General features: G+C 63.1%; 18 protein-coding genes. 10 read left to right on the top strand and 8 right to left on the bottom strand.

The window, feature by feature from the left end; genetic code table 11:
- Window positions 1-65: 65 nt before the first annotated feature.
- The 6 genes from NKJ64_RS21670 to NKJ64_RS21645 form a co-directional block, all read right to left on the bottom strand.
- Complete coding sequence (locus NKJ64_RS21670) at window positions 66-1,085, bottom strand: zinc-binding alcohol dehydrogenase family protein (protein ID WP_352463287.1); 1,020 nt, start codon at window positions 1,083-1,085, stop codon at window positions 66-68.
- 74 nt (window positions 1,086-1,159) lie between these two features.
- Complete coding sequence (locus NKJ64_RS21665; protein ID WP_023683015.1) at window positions 1,160-2,125, bottom strand: ABC transporter permease; 966 nt, start codon at window positions 2,123-2,125, stop codon at window positions 1,160-1,162.
- 23 nt (window positions 2,126-2,148) lie between these two features.
- A complete protein-coding gene (locus NKJ64_RS21660) occupies window positions 2,149-3,672 on the bottom strand; it encodes a sugar ABC transporter ATP-binding protein (RefSeq protein ID WP_031197627.1) in 1,524 nt (507 codons plus the stop codon).
- A gap of 147 nt (window positions 3,673-3,819) precedes the next feature.
- A complete protein-coding gene (locus tag NKJ64_RS21655) occupies window positions 3,820-4,812 on the bottom strand; it encodes an ABC transporter substrate-binding protein (RefSeq protein ID WP_352443909.1) in 993 nt (330 codons plus the stop codon).
- A 300-nt stretch (window positions 4,813-5,112) separates the two neighbouring features.
- Window positions 5,113-6,111 carry an aldo/keto reductase gene (locus tag NKJ64_RS21650; protein ID WP_352443908.1) on the bottom strand — a complete coding sequence of 333 codons (999 nt, stop codon included), beginning with the start codon at window positions 6,109-6,111 and terminating at the stop codon, window positions 5,113-5,115.
- Window positions 6,112-6,163: 52 nt separating this feature from the next.
- Entirely contained in the window at window positions 6,164-7,669 is a 1,506-nt protein-coding gene (locus tag NKJ64_RS21645; RefSeq protein ID WP_023712307.1) for a UxaA family hydrolase, read from the bottom strand.
- A 257-nt stretch (window positions 7,670-7,926) separates the two neighbouring features.
- On the opposite strand from NKJ64_RS21645, the gene NKJ64_RS21640 reads away from it, so the two are divergent.
- The 5 genes from NKJ64_RS21640 to NKJ64_RS21620 all read left to right on the top strand — a co-directional run bounded on the left by NKJ64_RS21640 (window position 7,927) and on the right by NKJ64_RS21620 (window position 12,277).
- Entirely contained in the window at window positions 7,927-8,829 is a 903-nt protein-coding gene (locus tag NKJ64_RS21640) for a GntR family transcriptional regulator (RefSeq protein WP_352463286.1), read from the top strand.
- Window positions 8,830-9,039: 210 nt separating this feature from the next.
- Window positions 9,040-9,396: a DUF2946 family protein gene (locus NKJ64_RS21635; RefSeq protein WP_023728562.1), complete on the top strand. Its 357-nt coding sequence runs from the start codon at window positions 9,040-9,042 to the stop codon at window positions 9,394-9,396.
- 104 nt (window positions 9,397-9,500) lie between these two features.
- Window positions 9,501-10,040, top strand: a complete 540-nt coding sequence (locus tag NKJ64_RS21630) for a copper chaperone PCu(A)C (RefSeq protein ID WP_352463285.1) — start codon at window positions 9,501-9,503, stop codon at window positions 10,038-10,040.
- Window positions 10,041-10,079: 39 nt separating this feature from the next.
- Window positions 10,080-10,598 (top strand): YcnI family copper-binding membrane protein, encoded by a 519-nt coding sequence (locus tag NKJ64_RS21625; protein ID WP_352463284.1) that lies wholly within the window; start codon window positions 10,080-10,082, stop codon window positions 10,596-10,598.
- Between the two features lie 53 nt (window positions 10,599-10,651).
- Window positions 10,652-12,277 carry a copper resistance CopC/CopD family protein gene (locus NKJ64_RS21620; RefSeq protein ID WP_023686611.1) on the top strand — a complete coding sequence of 542 codons (1,626 nt, stop codon included), beginning with the start codon at window positions 10,652-10,654 and terminating at the stop codon, window positions 12,275-12,277.
- Between the two features lie 25 nt (window positions 12,278-12,302).
- On the opposite strand, the gene NKJ64_RS21615 is transcribed toward NKJ64_RS21620, so the two are convergent.
- A complete protein-coding gene (locus NKJ64_RS21615) occupies window positions 12,303-12,740 on the bottom strand; it encodes a VOC family protein (RefSeq protein ID WP_352463283.1) in 438 nt (145 codons plus the stop codon).
- A gap of 206 nt (window positions 12,741-12,946) precedes the next feature.
- On the opposite strand from NKJ64_RS21615, the gene gnd reads away from it, so the two are divergent.
- Window positions 12,947-14,374, top strand: a complete 1,428-nt coding sequence (gene gnd / locus NKJ64_RS21610; protein WP_023692001.1) for an NADP-dependent phosphogluconate dehydrogenase — start codon at window positions 12,947-12,949, stop codon at window positions 14,372-14,374.
- A 33-nt stretch (window positions 14,375-14,407) separates the two neighbouring features.
- Here gnd and NKJ64_RS21605 read toward each other — a convergent pair whose 3' ends face one another.
- Entirely contained in the window at window positions 14,408-15,451 is a 1,044-nt protein-coding gene (locus NKJ64_RS21605) for a LacI family transcriptional regulator (RefSeq protein ID WP_023683027.1), read from the bottom strand.
- A 392-nt stretch (window positions 15,452-15,843) separates the two neighbouring features.
- Here NKJ64_RS21605 and NKJ64_RS21600 point away from each other — a divergent pair, with 392 nt between their 5' ends.
- From NKJ64_RS21600 to NKJ64_RS21585, 4 genes are all read left to right on the top strand, one after another.
- Window positions 15,844-17,082, top strand: a complete 1,239-nt coding sequence (locus NKJ64_RS21600; protein WP_023683028.1) for an ABC transporter substrate-binding protein — start codon at window positions 15,844-15,846, stop codon at window positions 17,080-17,082.
- A gap of 81 nt (window positions 17,083-17,163) precedes the next feature.
- Window positions 17,164-18,057, top strand: coding sequence for a carbohydrate ABC transporter permease (locus tag NKJ64_RS21595; protein ID WP_023683029.1), 894 nt, complete (start codon window positions 17,164-17,166; stop codon window positions 18,055-18,057).
- On the top strand, window positions 18,050-18,985 hold the full coding sequence (locus NKJ64_RS21590) for a carbohydrate ABC transporter permease (protein ID WP_023669802.1): 936 nt from the start codon (window positions 18,050-18,052) through the stop codon (window positions 18,983-18,985). Before NKJ64_RS21595 ends, NKJ64_RS21590 begins: the two co-directional genes overlap by 8 nt.
- A gap of 5 nt (window positions 18,986-18,990) precedes the next feature.
- Entirely contained in the window at window positions 18,991-20,091 is a 1,101-nt protein-coding gene (locus NKJ64_RS21585) for an ABC transporter ATP-binding protein (RefSeq protein ID WP_023686606.1), read from the top strand.
- The last annotated feature ends 38 nt before the right edge of the window (window positions 20,092-20,129 follow it).

Genomic DNA, 20,129 nt, shown 5'->3' with positions numbered 1-20,129 from the left:
GGACGGTGTGGGGGTCGACCTGCGCAGGGCATGGTCAATTCCGGCCGGGTTCACCGCCTGCCATGTTAAGAACCCACCTCGATCACCGCCTTGATCAGCCCGGATTTCTCATGCGCCCATCTTGCGAGATCGCGCGGCGTTCCGGCCAGTGTCGTGCGGTGGGTGACAAGTTTCGCCAGCGGCACGGCGCCGTTGCGGATCGAGGCGGCGACGTGGTCGAAATCGACTTTCAGCGCGTTGCGGCTGCCGATCAATGTCATTTCGCGCTTGTGGAATTCCGGGTCGGAAAAGACGATGTCATCCTTGACGACGCTGACCAGCACGAGCGTGCCGCCATGCGCGACATGGGCGAAGGCCGACTGCACCGAGGCGGTGTTGCCGGTGGCGTCGAAGACGATGTCGAACCCTTCGCCGCCGGTTGCCTCGCGCACCAGTTCGGCTGCCGCTTTTTGTGAGCCGTCGAGCGTGGCGAAGCCGAGTTCGCCTTTTGCAAAATCCAGCCGCTCCGTGCTCATGTCGAGCAGGCTGACATCGAGCCCGGCGATGCGCGCAAACAGCGCTGCGCCAAGGCCGATCGGCCCGGCGCCGATGACCAGCGTGCGGGCGCCTGGTTCGGCGCGAGCGCGCCGCACGCCATGCGCGCCGATGGCGAGGAATTCCACCGCCGCCGCATCGGCCAGCGACAAGCCGTTTGCCGGATAAAGATTCTGCGCCGGCACCAGGATCTGCTCGGCCATGGCGCCGTCGCGATGGACGCCAAGCACTTCGATCCTGACGCAGCAATTCGGCTTGCCGTGCCGGCAGGCGATGCATTTTCCGCAAGCGAGATAGGGATTGATGATGACGGGCTCGCCCACGGCAAGGTCGACATCTTCGCCGGTCTCGACGACGGTGCCCGACACTTCATGGCCCATGATGCGGGGATAGGCAAGGAACGGGTGCTTGCCTTCGAAGATGTGGTAGTCGGTGCCGCAGATGCCGACATGGCTGACGGCGACCAGCGCCCAGCCGGCAGGCGGCGCTCCTGGCGCCGGCCGGTCTTCCAGGACAAGCTCGCCGGGCGAGCGGCAGACAACAGCTTTCATTCGGCAATTCCAGTGTTTCTCAAAAAAGGCGCCGGTCCGTTGTTAAGCAGGCCGGCGCAGAAGGTCAGGGAGAATTACTTGCCGCGACGGCGCAGCCCGTCGAAATAGACGATGATTATGATCAGCGCGCCGGTGATGATGCGCTGCCAGAACGAGTTGACGTTGAGCAGATTGGCGCCGTTGTTGATGGTGGCCAGGATGAAGGCGCCGAGCAGTGGGCCATGCACCGAGCCGACGGCGCCGAACAGCGAGGTGCCGCCGATCACCGATGAGGCGATCGCCTGCAACTCCCAACCTTCGGCCTGGGTCGGGTTGCCGATGCCGATGCGCGCCGCCAGCAGCACGCCGACGAAGGCCGCGCATAGGCCCGACAGCGTGTAGGCCATGTAGATGGTGCGCTGGACATTGACGCCCGAGAGGCGCGAGGCCTCGGCATTGGATCCCACAGAGAAGAGATAGCGGCCCCAGCGGCTGTGGTGCAGGAAGATGTAGGCCGGGATACCGACCAGGATCACCATCCAGAACAGATTGGGGATGCCGACAAAGGAACTGCGCGAGAACGCGGTGAAGCTGTCGCTGTTGATGTTGATCGAGTTGCCGTTGGTCATCAACAGGCCGATGCCGCGCAACGAGGTCAGCGTCGCCAGCGTGATGATGAAGGGCGGCAGGCCCATCTTGACGATGCCGAAGCCATGGAACAGGCCGATGGCAACACCGACCAGCAGCGTCACCAGAATGGCGACCCAGATCGGGAAGCCGGCATTAATCATCATGGCGACAATGACGGTGGCGAAGCCGACCACGGCGCCGACCGAGAGGTCAATGCCGCCGGTGATGATGACGAAGGTCTGGCCGACCGCCATGATGGCGATCATCGAGCCCTGCCGCAAAAGATTGGCGATGTTGTTGGAGGAGGCGAAGCTCGGCGTCGCCACCGACAGCACGATCCAGAGCAGAACCAGCAACGCCAGAAGCGTCAGCCCGAACAGGACGTTGTAGTTCCGTTTCGGTTTTTCGATCGCGACGGTTTCGATGCTCATGGTTCCTCCCGTTTCTTGTTTTGTCAGCCGATCGCCTGCGTCAGCACGTCTTCGTGGCTGGCGGCGCGAAAGCCATGGCTGGCGACCAGTTTGCCGCGCCGGAACACGTGCAGCGTATCGGCGAGCTCATAAACCTCGGGCAGATAGGACGAGATCAGGATGATGCCGGCGCCCTTGGACAACAGTTCCCCGAACAGGCGGTAGATCTCGGCCTTGGTACCGACATCGACGCCGACCGTAGGCTCGTCGAAGATGAACAGCTTAGCGCCGTGCGCCAGCCATTTGCCGATGACGATCTTCTGCTGGTTGCCGCCGGACAGGCTGGAGGCCAGGGCGCCGCGTGTTTGCGTTTTGATGCGGAGGCCGGCGATCTGGCGATCGGCTTCAGCCTTTTCCTTCGTGTTCGAAATCAGCAGGTTGTTGGAGATGCGCTTGTAGATCGGCAGGTTGAGGTTGAGGCCGACCGGCAGGTTCAGGCACAGGCCCTGGTCGCGGCGGCTTTCCGGCGCCAGCGCCATGCCGAGCTTGATCGCGTCGTGCTCGGAATTGATCAGCACCGGTTTGCCTTGCCAGCGGATCTGGCCGGCCGACTTCTTGTGGCGGCCATAAAGCGTGGTGACAAACTCGCTGCGGCCGGCGCCGATCAGGCCATAGAGCCCGACGATCTCGCCGGCACGCACTGTCATCGAGACGTCTTCGAAGCCCTTGCCCGACAGGTTTTTCGCTTCAACGATCACGGCACCGGGGGTGAAATGCTCCTTGTGGTAGACTTGCTCGATCGAGCGATTGATCATCATCTTGACCAGCTCGGCGTCATTGGTCTCGGCAATGTTGCGGGTGCCGACCAGCGTGCCGTCGCGCAGCACCGAGACGCGATCGGCGAGTTCGAACACCTCTTCCATGCGATGGCTGATGTAGATGATGGTGACGCCTTCGCCCTTGAGCCTGCGGATCAGCGTGAACAGCTGGTCGGCTTCCTTGCGGGTGAGATAGGCGGTCGGCTCGTCGAAAATCAGGAACTTGGTGCCGCGCACGGTGGCGCGGGCGGCGGCGATCAGCTGCTGCTGGCCGATGGTGAGGTCACCCAGCATGACATGCGCCGGCAGATCGAAGCCGAGACCGTCGATGATCTTCTGCGCTTCCTTCACCATGGCGCGCTGCTGCAGGATGCCGAAGCGCGAATTCTCCTCGCCGAGGAACATGTTGGCGGCGACGGTGAGATGGCGGCAGAGCACGACCTCCTGATGCACGGCGTTGATGCCCAGCGCCATCGCCTCGTGTGGGGTTGCCAGCGCTGCCGGCTTGCCCTCCCAGATGACATCGCCGGAGGTGCGCGGCATGACGCCGGTCAGAAGCTTGATCAAGGTGGATTTGCCGGCGCCGTTCTCGCCGACGATGGCGTGGATCTCACCTGCCTTGAAGGCAAGGTGAACGGGCTTCAGCGCATGCGTGCCGGGATAGCGTTTTTCCAGCCCGTGCAGTTCGAGGATCGTCCTGCCGGGCGCTAGCGTTGGGGCCGGGTGCAGTTCCTGCGCCGTGGGCGTCATGACAATCCTCCCAGATTGGCCTTACGATTGGCACGTCGCGATGCAGTCAAGCCGCATCGTCGAGGTGATTCAAGCCTGTGGATATTCAAGCTTGTATCCGGTGTTTCCGGGGCGCGAGGCCCCGGAAAGGATTTTTGGTTGACGGGCTCAGAGCTTCGGGTTGAGCAGGGCGTCGATCTTGGGGTCTTTCATGTTTGCCTTGGTCACCAGGTTGGCGCCGGTGTCGACATTGGCCTCGACCTTCTCGCCCTTCGAGGCGGCGAGCGCGGTCTTGATGCCGTCATAGCCCATCCGGTACGGATCCTGGACGACGAGCGCGGAAATGACGCCGTCATTGAGGAACTTGATCAGCTTCTCGTCGCTGTCAAAGCCGACCAGCGCCAGCTTGCCGCCAAGGTTATTCTCGGCGACAGCCTGACCGACGCCCTGCGCCATGATCAGGTTGGACGCGAAGATGCCCTTGAGGTTCGGGTTGGCGGTGATCAGGTCGGTGGCGATGTTGAGACCGGTCGTTGCCTGCCCGTCGGCATATTTGTCGGCGACGAGCTTGAGCCCCGGATATTTCGCGGCCAGCTGCTCGGTGAAGCCCTGCTTACGCTGCTCCAGCGAACCGGCGCCCGGCGCGTTGGTGATCAGGGCGACGTCGCCCTCGATCTTGCCGCCATTGGCTTCGCCGATGGCTGCTGCAAGACCGTCAGCGGCGACGCGTCCGCCCTGCACATTGTCGGTGGTCAGGAACGAGGTGAACGCCTTGGAGTCGGCGCCGGAGTCGATGCCGATGACCTTGACCTTGCTGGCCGCTTCATCGATCGGCTTGCCGAGCGCCTTGAATTCGGTCGGCGCGATGACGATCGCGGCCGGGTTGCCGGCGACGGCATTCTCGAGGATCGAGACCTGGCCGTTGACGTCGGTTTCAGCCTGGGCGCCGAGTTCGGGTACGTTGACGCCGAGATCCTTGCCGGCCTTGCGGGCGCCGGCCAGGACGATCTGCCAGTAGAAGGACGTGGTGTCCTTGACGATGATCGGAATGGTCACTTCCGCCGCCGAAGCCGGCGCCGTGTGCAGCGTGCCGGCAAGCATCGAGGCGGCAGCTAGTGCCATCAGTGAGCGGCGGTTGAGAATGCTGGTCACGAATTTCATTAGGAATCCTCCCTAGATCGCCCGGTGAAGGTTACGGAAGCTCCATTTGGATAGGCGCGGCCCAAACAGAACTTTATCAATAAAAAACAGTTGCCGCTTTTGATAGTGCATCGGTCCGGCCGACGCAAGCGGTGTTTCATATCGGCCTGCGCATGGCTTGGCGGGGAAACCTCCCTGCCGATCCTCAGTGCCACGTCCAGACGCTCCCGATCCTCCTTGATCATCATGGAATATTAATTCCACCGTCGAGTCAATATGGAATATTCATTCCTTCTTGAGAACCGTGATCGTGGCGTTTCGTCAGCCGAGCTCCTGCACGATGGTGTAGGGAGCGTAGCGGGCGAATTCCGCTTGCGGCACCTGGATGTCGAACAGGTCGAGGTTGCGCGTCAGGTTGGCGGGCTTGGCCGTTCCGGTCAGCACGCTGGCCACGACAGGCTCCTGCAGCGGAAACTGCAATGCAGCCGCCGCCAGCGGATATCCGCCCTCATCAGCGATTTTCTCCATCGCGCCTACACGCTCGAGTATGTCCTGCGTCGCCGGCAGATAGTCGAAATGCGCACCGTGCACCGGTCCGGTCGCCAGGATGCCGGAGTTGAAGACGCCGCCGATGATCAGCGAAGTCTGTCGCTCACGACACAGCGGCAGCAACTCGGCTTCAGCCGAGCGGTCGAGCAGCGAATAGCGGCTGGCCAGCAGGATGCAGTCGAGCGGTGCTTCGCGCAGCACGTCGAGGCAGATCTGCACCTCGTTGACGCCGAGCCCATAGGCGGAAATTACACCCGACGTTTTAAGCTCGTCCAGCGCCTTCAAGCCGCCGTCCATCAGCTGGCGAAAGTGCAGCTTCGTCTTCTCGACGCCATGTGTGTAGGTGCCGATGTCGTGCACAAACAGGATGTCTATCCGGTTCAGCCCGAGCCGGGCATAGGAGAACTCGACCGAGCGCATGATGCCGTCATACGAGTAGTCGTAGTCGAGCGCGAAAGGCAGCGGGTCGACATAGGAATGATCGGGAACCTGGTCTTCCGGCACCGGGCGGAACAGGCGGCCGACCTTGGTCGACAGCACATAGGAATCCCTCGGCTTGTAGCGCAGGAAATCGCCGGTCCGCCGCTCCGACAGGCCGAAGCCATAGAAGGGCGCGGTGTCGAAATAGCGCAGGCCGGCATCCCAGGCTGTCTGCAGCGTCTCCATCGCCGCTTCGCGCGGACAGGCCCGGTAGAGCCCGCCGATCGCCGCTCCGCCGAAGCTTATCTCAGTGACCTCGAGCGCAGTCGTGCCGATGCGGCGTTTGTCCATCCAAAGCCTCCCCTTGTGGGCAGTCGTTGCAGCCCGCTTTTTTCGTCGGTGGTTAGAGCGTCGCGCCGAGGTGCCACGGCACGAACTCGTTGTCGCCGTAGCCGAACGCCTCGCTCTTGGTCTTGCGGCCCGATGCCGTCTCGACGATGAGTTCGAAGAGTTCCCGGCCCATGCCGGCGATGGTCTTCTCACCCGAAGCGATGACGCCGCAATTGACGTCCATGTCCTCTTCCATCTGGTGGTACATGGTCGAGTTGGTGGCGACCTTGATCGACGGCGTGGGCCGGCAGCCGAAGCAGGAGCCGCGGCCGGTGGTGAAGACGATGATGTTGGCGCCGCCCGCCACCTGACCGGTCGCCGAGACCGGGTCGTAACCGGGCGTGTCCATGAACACTAGGCCACTGCCGGTGACCTTTTCGGCATAACCGAAGACGCCGTTGAGCGGAGTCTGGCCGCCTTTGGCCACGGCGCCCAGCGACTTTTCCAGGATGGTGGTCAGGCCGCCGCGCTTGTTGCCGGGCGAGGGGTTGTTGTCGATCGAGGCGCCGTGCTTGGCGACATGGTCTTCCCACCATTTGACGAAACCGTCGAGTTTCTTGGCGATCTCCGGCGTTGCCGCGCGATAGGCGAGCAGATGTTCGGCGCCATAGATCTCCGTCGTCTCCGACAGGATGCCGATGCCGCCGACGCCGGCCAGGATGTCGACCGCCGCTCCCAGCGCCGGATTGGCAGTGATGCCCGACATGCCGTCGGAACCGCCGCATTGCAGGCCGACGACGATCTCCGAGACCGGGATCGGCTCGCGCTGATACTGGCCGACTTCCTCGGCGATTTCGGCGAGCACGCCCATCGCCTTTGCGACCGATTTGCGCGAACCGCCGGCGTCCTGGATATTGAAATGGCGTTTTCCCGCCGCCGCACCCTTCTGGCCGTAAAGGGTGAGCTGGTTGACCTCGCAGCCGAGGCCGACCATCAGCGCGCCGCCGAAATTCGGGTGGCGGGTGTAACCGGCGAGCGTGCGGTGCAGTACCATCATGCCGTCGCCGGTGCCGCTCATGCCGCAGCCCTGGCCATGGACGATCGGGACGAAGCCGTCGATCCCCGGATATTTCGGCAACAGCACGCGGTTGGCCTCGTCGGCAATGGCGTGGCAGACGGTGGCCGAGCAATTGACGCTGGCGATGATGCCGATGAAGTTGCGCGTGCCGGCACGGCCATCGGCGCGACGATAGCCCATGAATGTCCGGGCGCGGTCGGCTTCGGTGGCATGCTCCGCTTCGCTCGGCGGCACGACCGGCAGACGGCCGGACTCGAAGACCAGATTGTGCGAATGGACGTGGTCGCCGGGCGCGATGTCCTGGGTGGCGCGGCCGATGGCCTGGGCATACTTGACCACCGCCTCGCCGACGGCGATAGGCTTGATCGCCACCTTGTGGCCGGGCTCGATCAAGGCCGTGGCGACGGCGCCGCCGGGCAGAGGGGTGCCGATCTCGATGCGGCCATTGGCGACCGCGACATTGTCGGCGGGGGACAGAAGAATGCTGTTCGAGGCGTTCACGGGCAGTTTCCTGGGTCTGTTCCTGGGGATGCGCGGATTGACACGCGTCTGTTTACATATAATGTCTTTTATCGTGAAAAAACATTTGTGCGTCAATTGTTTTTTCAGGAGGAGACCATGCGTCCGATGGACGCTTGGCTTGTGGGGAGCGGCGTCTGACACGCAGAGCGTTTTGCTTTGCCGGGTCAGCGCCAGGACATATGTGATATCGCGCTTCAAGCCAGCCACAGCAAGCGCCGGCGCGCAACGGGGCAGGGATGTCGAAGAGCAACAACGTCTACAAGGACGCTTACAACAGGGGTCTGCGGCTGCTCGATGAGACGCAGAGCCTGCCGTCGGAGCCGGAGCTGGGCACTTTGCTTGGCGTCAGCCGTACCACCGTGCGCACCATTCTGGCGCGCATGGAAGAGACCGGGCTGATCGCGTGGAACAAACGCAGCAAGACAGTGCTCAGGGCGCCGAAGCCGGATGATTTCTTCCCCGAGGAGGAGACAGACACACTGGCCCAGATCATCGAGCGGTCGTTTATGCGCAGGTTGCTGGCCGGCGGCGCCGAGGCCGGCATGCAGATCAACGAGCTCGAACTGGCGCGCGAGATCGGCGTCGGCACCACCAGCGTGCGCGAGTTCCTGATCCGCTTCTCCCGCTTCGGCCTGATCGAGAAGCGGCGCAACAGCCACTGGGTGCTGAAAGGATTTACCCGTGCCTTTGCGCTCGAACTCACTGAAATCCGCGAAATGTTCGAGATACGCTCGGCGGCGGCCTTTGCCGCCTTGCCTGGGGATAGTCCGGTCTGGGCGGATCTCGACCGGCTGGAAGACGAGCACCGGCTTCTGGCCAGCGAAATCGCCATCCGCTTCAACGAATTCTCGGAGCTAGACGAGCGCTTCCACCGGCTGATCCACCGGGCGTCGCACAACCGCTTCATCGTCGATTTCTACGACGTCATCGCCATGATCTTTCACTACCACTACCAGTGGAACAAGGCGCAGGAGCGCGAACGCAACGAAGTCGCGGTTGGCGAGCATCTCGCCTACATCGCGGCGCTGAAATCGCGCGATCTCGGCAAGGTCGACGCCGCCTGCCGCAAGCATCTGAAGTCGGCACGCCACACGCTGTTGACGTCGATCCCGGAAATCGGCGGCCGCCCGGCTTCCTGAGCGCGACGTCCGAAGGGACGTTATGCGCACAAGATCTCTGCCTCATGCGTTATCCCAAACCGCTGCGCACTTTTGTGCGACATGGATCGAACGCGCCGCGTTGCCGCAGCGATGATTTGGCGATTTTCCGCCGACATGCCGCGTGCTAGATATCCACGCGTTGCTGCGTGAAGAGGCAGGTCTTTGGACTTCCGGCGTAAGAGATGGAGCATGACGGCCGCCTTTGTCGCGGCCTGTGTGCTGCTGCTCCAGTCGACGCTCGGCGTGTTTGCCTTCGGCATTGCGCCGGATGCCTCGCAACTCGACGCTTTCGGCAATGTCATCTGCAGCCATGAGGGAGCGGTCAAGCTTCCCGGCGGCGATCCGCACCAGCAGCATATGCCGGCGTGCTGCATGCTCGGCTGCAGCATGGCCTCCGTCGCCTATGCGCCGCCGGCAGGCGTCGGCCTGGCGCCGGTCAGCCAGTACTTGGAAACAGTCGCTTTTGCCCCGCCGGCAGTCAGGCATCCCGACGTCACGCGCGAGCGCTCTCCGGCCAATCCGCGCGCGCCGCCGCTTGCGGGCTGAAAACCGCCGCTCGCTTTGCGTAACCTGCGCAGGCGATAATCATCCAATGACAAACACGTTCGCAGCCCGACAACGGCGCGACCTTATATTCATGGAGCCTACCCATGTTCCGTTTTCTTCGTGCCGGCGCGTTGCACCGCAGCACCCGTTTATTCAGCACTATCGAGCAGCGTCTCGGCAGCGCCCTGTTCGCCTTTGCACTGTTGTTCGTCGGCTCCCATTCCGTCCTTGCGCATGAATTCAAGGCCGGTGACATCGAGATCGAGCATCCCTGGTCGCGCGCCACGCCGGCCGGCGCCAAGGTTGCCGGCGGCTATTTCACCATCGTCAACAAGGGCAGCGCGCCAGACCGGCTGCTATCGATTTCCTCCGACATTTCGGGCAAGGCCGAACTGCATGAAATGGGGGTGAAGGATGGCGTCATGACCATGCGCCCGGTCAGTGCTGGCCTGGATATCCCGGCGGGCGGCAAGGTCACGCTGGGTCCCGGCGCCTATCACGTGATGTTCATGGATCTGAAGCAGCCCCCTAAAGAAGGCCAGATGTTTGCCGCTACGCTGACTTTCGAGAGGGCCGGAACCGTGACCGTCGAGTTTGCCGTGCAAGCCATAGGCAGCGCGCCACCCCTGGAAGACAACGACTGACCAATTATTGCCAATCAATTTTTTCGAGAGGGACCCATCATGAACAAGCATCATTTGCCGGCCGCTGCATTCCTCGTCCTGGGGACAAGCGCTGCCTTCGGCCATATCACGCTCGAAACCCAGGAAGCGCCGGTCGGTTCGACCTACAAGGCCGTGCTGCGGGTGCCGCATGGCTGCGACGGCAAGGCGACGATTGCCGTGCGCGTGCAGATCCCGGAAGGGGTGATCGGAGTGAAGCCGATGCCCAAGCCCGGCTGGACGCTGCAGGTCAAGAAAGGCAAGTACGAGAAATCCTACCAGCTCTATGGCGAGGCGGTGACCTCGGGCGTCAAGGAAGTCGACTGGAGCGGCGGCAGCCTGCCGGATGAATTTTATGACGAGTTCGTCTTCCGCGGCACGTTGGCCGCCGATCTGCCGGCCGGGCAAAAACTCTATTTTCCGGTGGTGCAGGAATGCGATGGCGCCACCACGCGTTGGATAGAGATTCCGGCGGCTGGTCAGGATGAGGATGCGCTGGAAGATCCGGCGCCCGGCCTCAACCTGCTGCCCAAGAAATGATGCATTGGCGGCGCGCTGCCTCGAAGCGGCGCGCCACTGTTTTGGTGGATGGCATGAACGTGGCCTGTTTTCAGCGGATAGAACGGACAGCCGGCAGGTGCTTCGGCCTGCTGGCCGCGATCCTGCTGCTTGCCGTCCTTGCCACGCCAAACCAGGCCTTTGCCCATGCGGCGCTGATCAAGGCCGAGCCTGCCGACGGCGCGGTTCTGGAGCGAGCGCCGACGCAATTTTCGCTGACCTTCAGCGAGCCTGTGTCGCCGCTGGTGCTGACCTTGGTGCGGCCCGACGGTACGCCTGTCGCTTTGACCTCGTTTCGGTTGAGCGACCAAACGGTTGAGATCGACAATCCACAAAAGCTCGGGCCGGGCACCCATGTCTTGAGCTGGCGGGTGATTTCCGCCGATGGCCATCCGGTCGGCGGCTCGGTGCTGTTTTCCGTTGGCGCGCCAAGTGCGGCGCCGGCGGTGGGGGAAGCTGTCGATATAGATTTGCGGTCAGCGATCTGGACCGGCAAGGTTCTTCTCTACATCGGGCTTTTCCTCGGCATTGGCGGCGCCTTCGCGCTGACATGGCTGGCGCAAGGCCAGCGCTCAGGCCAGCGCTTCGTCATTGCCGCCATCCTGTGCGGGCTGGTCGCAGCACCCCTGTCGCTCGGGTTCCAGGGGCTGGACGCGCTGGGCGCGCCACTCGCCCGGCTGGCGCAACCGGTGGTCTGGCGGACGGCGCTTGGCACCAGCTTCGGCTGGACGGTGCTGATTTCGCTGGCGGCGCTCGGGCTTGGCCTGCTGTCGTTGGTCGGATCGCGTGCTGGCGCCAGGCCGTTGGCGCTCGCCGGGCTGGCCGGTGTGGGTGCAGCCCTTGCCGCCAGCGGCCATGCCAGTGCAGCCGAACCGCAATGGCTGACGCGGCCTATGGTGTTCCTGCATGGCGCCGGCATCGCTTTCTGGGCTGGAGCATTGCTGCCGCTCGGCCTGGCGTTGAGCAGCCAATCGGTGGAAGCCGGGGCGTTCCTGCGGCGGTTTTCGCGCGCGATCATGCCCGTGGTGGTAGTGCTTGCCGCCGCCGGTGTGGTGCTCGCCATCATCCAGGTGCAGACACCGGCGGCACTGGTCAACACCGCCTATGGCCGGCTGCTGCTGATCAAGCTGGCGCTGCTGGTGTTTCTGTTCACGCTGGCGGCGGTCAATCGATGGCGGCTCACCGCCTTGGCCGAGGCCGGAGCGACGGAAGTGCGGCGACGGCTTAGCCGCTCGATCTCAGTCGAAATGCTGATCGTGCTCCTGATCTTCGGCGTTGCCGCCGGCTGGCGCTTCACGCCGCCGCCACGGGCCCTGGCAATCGCCGCGGCACAACCGACGTCGACCCATATCCACACTATGAAGGCGATGGCCGACATCGACATCACGCCCGGCCATACCGGGGAGGTCACCGCCTCCATCGTCATCATGGATGGCGATTTCGGCCCGCTCGACGCCAAGGAAGTGACGCTGGTGCTGTCCAAGCCCGATTCGGGGATCGAGCCGATCAAGCGTCCGGCGACCAAGCCAGGCGACGGCACCTGGCGCGTCGATAATCTCGTCATTCCGATTCCAGGCCGCTGGACGGCGCGGCTCGATATTCTGGTTTCGGATTTCGAAGTGGTAAAGATCGAAGCGCCGATCGATATCCGCGCCGAGTGATATTCAGCCCGCCTGCGAAGGGCGCTCAGCCGAGTTCCTGGGCTAACCCGATGAGATGCCCTTCCGGCCCGCGGATGTAGCAGAGCCGATACACCTCCTGGTAACGGACGACTTCACCGGCCAGCTGCGCGCCACGCTTGCGGAGCCTTTCCAGCGTGTCGTCGATGTCGTCCACGGTAAACATGACGCGCAGGTAGCCCAGGGCGTTGACCGGGGCGTTGCGGTGATCGGCGACGACAGTCGGCGTGAGGAAGCGGGAGAGCTCGAGCCGGCTATAGCCATCCGGTGAGCGCATCATGGCAATCTCGACGTGCTGATCGCCGAGCCCGGTGACACGTCCGGCCCACTCGCCTTCGATCGTCGCCCGCCCTTCCAGTTCGAGGCCGAGCTCGCAAAAGAAAGCAATCGTCTCGTCGAGGTCATCGACGACGATTCCGACATTGTCCATCCGTTTGACTGCCATATGTCCAACCTAACGTCATATGTTCGATCGGCAAGGCGTCGCCTGGTCACCAACTGACCCTTCCTGACTCGGTCTGACACAACGCAGACGCAACACAATTCGGCGAGGCGGTTGACGTGGCGCGAAAGGCCCGTCAATCATCTCGCCGAAAAATGGGCATCCCGAAAAACGCGGCCTCAACAAAATCCGAAAGCAGGGAAGAAACGATGGAAAAAGCCGAAATCGGCCTGATCGGCCTTGGCACAATGGGCTCCAACCTCGCGCTCAACATTGCCGAGCACGGGCACCGCATCGCCGTCTTCAACCGCACCAAGGCGCGCACCGATGCCTTCCTCGAAGGCGCCGGTTCGCTCAGGGACATGGTGGTGCCCTGCTACAGCCTGGAGGAACTGGCAGCTGCGATCAAGCCGCCGCGCCCGGTCATCATCATGGTGCTGGCCGGCAAGCCGGTCGACGAACAGATCGAAGCGCTGCGCGGCGTGTTGTCTGACAACGATATCGTCATCGATGCCGGCAACGCCAATTTCCGCGATACGATGCGGCGCTTTTCGGAACTGTCGGGCTCGGGTCTCACCTTCATCGGCATGGGCGTATCGGGCGGCGAGGAAGGCGCGCGCCATGGACCGTCGATCATGGTCGGCGGCACCGAAGACTCCTGGAAGCGCGTCGAACGCGTGCTGACCGCGATCTCGGCTAAGTTCAAGGATGAACCGTGCGCTGCCTGGCTTGGCACAGACGGCGCCGGGCATTTCGTGAAAACCATCCACAACGGCATCGAATATGCCGACATGCAGATGATCGCCGAGATCTACGGCATCCTGCGTGACGGTCTCGGCATGGGGCCGAAGGAGATCGGCAAGGTCTTCGAGGACTGGAACAAGGGCCGGCTCGATTCGTATCTGATCGAGATCACCGCCAAGGTGCTGGCCGCCGACGATGCAAAGACCGGCAAGCCGGTGGTCGACATCATCCTCGACCGTGCCGGCCAGAAGGGCACCGGCAAATGGTCTGTCATCGAGGCGCAGCAGCTCGGCATTCCGGCGACGGCCATCGAGGCGGCGGTGGCGGCCCGCGTGCTGTCCTCGATCAAGGATGAGCGGCAGGCGGCCGAAAAAGCCTATGGCAATATCGGCGTCATCAAGATCTCCGGCGACAAGGCGGCACTTCTGAAAGACCTGGAGCTGGCGCTGCTCGCCGGCAAGATCGCCGCCTATGCACAAGGTTTCGCGGTGATGAGCGCCGCCTCGAAGGAGTTCAACTGGAACTTGCCGATGCCGACCATCGCCAAGATCTGGCGTGCCGGCTGTATCATCCGCTCGCAGATGCTCGACACCATGGCGGAAGCCTTCGGCTCGGGCGGCGCGTCCACCAACCTTTTGATGGCGCCGGCTTTCACCACCATGATGCAGGAGGCGCATCCGTCGCTCCGGCGCATCGTCGCAAGAGCGTCGGAGGCCGGTTCGCCCGTGCCGGCGCTGGCGTCGGCGCTTGCCTATTTCGACAGCTACCGCCAGGGCCGCGGCACCTCGAACCTGATCCAGGCGCAGCGCGATTTCTTCGGCGCGCATGGTTTCGAGCGCATCGGCGAGCAGGGGGCTTTCCATGGCCCATGGGGCAGCGGCGCTGCCGGCTAGGGTCAGGTGAGGCGGCCTCTCCGGTCGTGCCAGTCAGCCCTGATACGCGACGACGTCGCCTGGCTTGACCACAGTCTGCAAAGAGCCAGGTGCCGCGCCGCCTATCCAGCCCAGCACGGCGCGGGCAAGCTCGGTGCCGGCGAGGCGGAAGTCTTCGTTGACGATCAGCAACTCCCGGCGGAACAGATGCAGCAGTTCCGACGATTGCTTGGACACGACATCGACGTCGCGGCCGAGTTTCAGGCCGGCATCCTCGATGCCGGCGACGATGGCCAGCGTTGCTGCGGCGGCGCTGCTGACGAAACCGTCCGGCCTGACGTCGCGGCGCATCAACTGCGCGGTCCGCGTCCTGATCTGATCGATCGACTGGTCGATCGAAACAGCGTTGAACGGCACTTCGCTGGCGTCGACCTCGCTCAGTGCGTCGGCAAAGCCATTGACCGTGTGGTCGTAATAGGTGAGCCCGACCGGCGGCGCTACCAGCGCCAGCCGGCGCCGGCCGACGCTGGCCAGATGGCGCACCGCTTCGGCGGCGAAGGCGTAATTGTCGAAGTCGTGATAGGGGTGGACAAGCCCCATATCGGTGCGGCCATGCGTGGCAAAGGGTATGCCACGCTCCAGCATGTAGCGGGCGCGCGGGTCGTTGGGCTGCGTGCGTGAGATAATGACGCCATCGGCCGAGCCGGACTCGACCAGATACTTTACCGGGTCCAGCGGATCCTGCGAGCGCGAGTAGGGCGTGACGATCAGGTGATAGGGTGTGTCGGCAATGACCTCCGAGACGCCGTAGATGATGTCCGAGACAAAGCTCATGATCTCGCGCTCGGTATTGAGCACGAGGCTGATAACATTGGTCTTGCCAGTCCGCAGGCGCACGCCGGCGCGGTTCGGCCGGTAGCCGATCTGCCTGGCGACGAGTTGAACCCGCCGCCTGGTCTCGGCGCCGATCTCGGGTGCATCCTTGAGCGCGCGCGAGACGGTGGTGACGCCGAGCCCGGTCATGAAGGCAAGCGTTTTCAGCGTCGGCCGCTCATGCGCCGACGCCTCGTCGTCCTTCTCCGTCTGGTCCCTGTCCATTCGTCCCGCCCCGTCAGGCGCATAGCAGCCGCCGGACCAGCCGACAATCGCTTCGATGACGATGTGGCACGGTTCTTCGCCGTCAGGCCTCAATATACTGAAACGTTACAGATTTCCAACATCGCAGCGAGTGGGTCTCTCAAGCCATGGTTTTGGCAGGGTTTTGGCGGCCAGAAACGTTGCGCGAGAATCAGGTTCGAGACGTTTTTCTTGCGCTGCAGCATGATTTTGCAGCGCAGCACCCGGTTTTGCGCGGAGTTTGCCGGTTTGCACGCAACGAATTTGTTCGCGCCTCGAAAAAACATTCGAGCGCGTTTATCTCAGGGGTTGCACGCACCGCATAATTGCCGTATCGAAAATCTGTAACGTTTCAGATTCTGGGAGGAACCGAAATGCGCTATAGACTTTTGACCGCTGCCCTTGCCGCGACGGCCGCGCTTCAGCTTGCCGGCCCGGCGGCCGCCACCGACCTGGAAGTGACCCATTGGTGGACGTCCGGCGGCGAGGCGGCGGCGGTTGCGGAATTCGCGAAGGCTTTTGACGCGACCGGCAATCACTGGGTCGACGGCGCCATTGCCGGATCCGGCGGCACGGCACGGCCGATCATGATCAGCCGCATCACCGGCGGCGATCCGATGGGCGCCACCCAGTTCAATCACGGCCGGCAGGCCGAAGAACTGGTGCAGGCCGGCCTGATGCGCGACCTCACCGATGTCGCCACCAAGGGCAAGTGGACGGAAATCGTGCGGCCGAAGAGCCTGCTCGACAGCTGCACCATCGACGGCAAGATCTATTGCGTGCCGGTCAATATCCACTCCTGGCAGTGGTTGTGGCTGTCGAACGAAGCCTTCGAGAAGGCCGGCGTGCCGCTGCCGAAGGACTGGAATGAATTCGTGGCGGCAGCGCCCGCCCTGGAAAAGGCGGGCATCATCCCGCTCGCTGTCGGCGGACAGGCCTGGCAATCTTCCGGCGCCTTCGACGTGCTGCTGGCGGCGGTCGGCGGCACCGACGCGTTCCTTAAGGTCTACAAGGACAAGGATGCCAAGTTCGCCGCCGGGCCCGAGATCGCCAAGGTCTTCAAGGCCGCCGACGATGCCCGCAAGATGGCGAAGAACACCAATGTGCAGGACTGGAACCAGGCAACCAATCTCGTCATCACCGGCAAGGCCGGTGGCCAGATCATGGGTGACTGGGCGCAAGGCGAGTTCCAGGTTGCCGGCAAGGTCGCCGGCAAGGACTATGCCTGCCTGCCGGGCCTCGGTCTGAACGAAGTGATCGCCACCGGCGGCGACGCCTTCTATTTCCCGCTGCTCAAGGACGCCGACAAGTCCAAGGCGCAGGAGGTGTTGGCAGAGACGCTGCTCGACCCCAAGACTCAGGTCGCCTTCAATCTCAAGAAGGGCTCGCTACCGGTGCGCGGCGACGTCGATCTCAACGCGGCCAATGACTGCATGAAGAAGGGTCTGGCGATCCTCGCCAAGGGCGCCGTCATTCCGTGGACTGACCAACTGCTTTCGCAGGATACCCAGAAGCAGAAGGAAGATCTCTTCGCCGAATTCTTCGCCAAGCCGGACCTGACCATCGAAGACGCGCAGAAGCGCTTCGCCGACCTCATCGCTTCGGCAGACTGACGTTGGAGGCAATACACCTCGCTCCCGGCCTTGCGAAAGCAGGGCCGGGATCGCACCGCCCTTACCCAGCCGGCTGACGAGATGAGCAAGAGCGAACGCCCCAACCCGCTGTTCCGCAACATCAATGCGAAGGTCGCCTCGATCCCGATGATCCTCACCGCGTCGGTGGTTTTCGTCGGCGGCACCGTCTGGACGGTGTTCTATTCCTTTACCAATTCGAAGCTGCTGCCACGGCTGAATTTCGCCGGGCTCGACCAGTATTACCGGCTGTGGGCGACGCCGCGCTGGCTGATCTCGATCGAGAACCTTTTGATCTACGGCGCGATCTCGCTCGTGTTCTCACTGGTCATCGGCTTCCTGCTTGCAGCGCTTCTCGACCAGAAGATCCGTTTCGAGGACACGTTCCGCACCATCTTCCTCTATCCGTTCGCGCTTTCCTTCATCGTCACCGGCCTGGTCTGGCAGTGGCTGCTCAATCCGGATTTCGGCATCCAGCATGTGGTGCGGGACCTCGGCTGGACGAGCTTCAACTTCGACCCGCTCTACAATTCCAGCATCGTCATCTACGGCATTTCGATTGCGGCGCTGTGGCAAGGCACCGGGCTCATCATGTGCTTGATGCTGGCCGGCCTGCGCGGCATCGACGAGGACATCTGGAAGGCGGCGCGGGTAGACGGGATCCCGATGTGGAAGACCTATCTGTTCATCGTCATCCCGATGATGCGGCCGGTTTTCATCACCACGCTGGTCATCATCGCGTCGGGGATCGTCAAGGTCTACGACCTCGTTGTCGCCCAGACCAGTGGCGGCCCCGGAATCGCCTCCGAAGTGCCTGCCAAATATGTCTATGACTACATGTTCTTCGCACAGAATCTTGGCCAGGGCTTCGCCGCCTCGACCATGATGCTGCTCTCGGTGGTGATCGTCGTCGTGCCGTGGGCCTACCTTGAATTCGGAGGCAGGAAGCGTGGCTGACCCGGCCGTCCCTTTGCCCGCCAGCGCGGGTGCCGCCGAGCGCGAAGCCTCGGGGCCGCGCGGGCCGAAGCCGCGGCATGTCTTCTCGCGCCGCAACATCTTCCTCTATGGCACGCTGATCGTGGTGGCAGTCTACTATCTGCTGCCGCTCTATGTGATGGTGGTCACGTCGCTCAAGGGCATGCCCGAGATACGGATGGGCAATATCTTCTCGCCGCCGCTCGAAATCACGTTCGAACCGTGGGTGAAGGCGTGGGCGACGGCCTGCACCGGCCTCAATTGCGACGGGCTTTCGCGCGGCTTCTGGAATTCGGTGCGCATCACGGTGCCGTCAGTGCTGCTGTCGATCGCGATCGCCTCGGTGAACGGCTATGCGCTCGCCAACTGGCGCTTCAAGGGCGCCGACACATTCTTCGTCATCCTGATCGTCGGCGCCTTCATCCCCTATCAGGTGATGATCTATCCGATCGTCATCATCCTGCGCGAGATCGGCCTCTACGGCAGCCTCAGCGGCCTGGTGATCGTCCATTCCATCTTCGGCATGCCGATCCTCACGCTTTTGTTCCGCAACTATTTTGCCTCGATGCCAGAAGAGCTGTTCAGGGCGGCACGGGTCGACGGCGCCGGCTTCTGGGGCATCTTCCTGCGGATCATGGCGCCGATGTCGCTGCCGATCTTCGTCGTCGCCATCATCCTGCAGGTCACCGGCATCTGGAACGACTTCCTGTTCGGCGTCGTCTACACCCGCCCCGACACCTATCCGATGACGGTGCAGCTCAACAACATCGTCAATTCGGTGCAAGGCGTGAAGGAGTACAACGTCAACATGGCCGCCACCATCCTGACCGGCCTTGTGCCACTCATCGTCTACTTCATTTCCGGCAAGCTTTTCGTGCGCGGCATCGCCGCCGGTGCGGTGAAAGGGTGATGGCGATGACGGCAGCCAACGGCACCAGCGTTTCGATCCAGGACCTGTCCCTGAACTTCGGCTCTGTATCGGTGCTGCAGACCCTCAATCTCGAGGTCGCAGAGGGCGAGTTCATCGTGCTGCTCGGTCCCTCGGGCTGCGGCAAGTCGACCTTGCTCAACTGCATCGCCGGGCTGCTCGATATTTCCGAAGGCCGCATCTTCATCAAGGGCAAGAACGTCACCTGGGAGGAGCCCAAGGATCGCGGCATCGGCATGGTGTTCCAGTCCTATGCGCTTTATCCGCAAATGACGGTGGAGAAGAACCTGTCGTTCGGCCTGCGCGTTGCCGGCGTGCCCAGGGATGAGATCGCCAAGCGCATCGCACGCGCCGCCGAGATCCTGCAGATCGAGCCGCTTTTGCAGCGCAAGCCCGCGGCCTTGTCCGGCGGCCAACGCCAGCGCGTGGCGATCGGGCGGGCGCTGGTGCGCGACGTCGATGTCTTCCTGTTCGACGAGCCACTATCCAATCTCGACGCCAAGCTGCGCTCGGAACTGCGCGTCGAAATCAAGCTTCTGCATCGCAAGCTGCAGAACACCATGATCTACGTCACCCACGACCAGATCGAGGCGATGACGCTGGCCGACCGTATCGCGGTCATGCGCGGCGGCGTCATCCAGCAGCTCGACGCGCCGCAGACGATCTACAACCGGCCGGTCAACCGTTTTGTCGCGGGCTTCCTCGGCTCGCCGGCGATGAATTTCCTCGAAGGGGAGCTGGAAGCCGGTGCTGCTCCGGCGTTCAGGACCGACGGTGTTTCGGTGCCGCTCGACCGCTATACCTTTGACGGCACGGAGCGCCCGGCCGGCGCTTGCGTGCTGGGCATCCGGCCTGAACACATCGCTTTCGGTGACGCTGCAAAGTCGATGCCGTTTTCCGCCGGCGGTTCGGTCGAGATCGTTGAGCCGATGGGTTCCGACACGCTGGTGTGGACCAAGCTTGCCGGCCGCAACTTCTCCTTCCGCGTCGAAGCGGAACGGACGCTGCGCAGCGGCGATCCGATCCAGTTCGGTTTCGATCCGGCGCGCGCCTCGCTGTTCGACGCTGCGACCGGCAATCGCCTGTGACCCTCTAGAATCATCCGCAAACCATCCTCCCAAGAACG

It is taken from the genome of Mesorhizobium sp. M0062, from assembly GCF_040323125.1.
Taxonomy (GTDB): domain Bacteria; phylum Pseudomonadota; class Alphaproteobacteria; order Rhizobiales; family Rhizobiaceae; genus Mesorhizobium.
The sequence above is the reverse complement of the archived record's forward strand: the minus strand, read 5'-3'. Positions and strand labels throughout refer to the sequence as shown.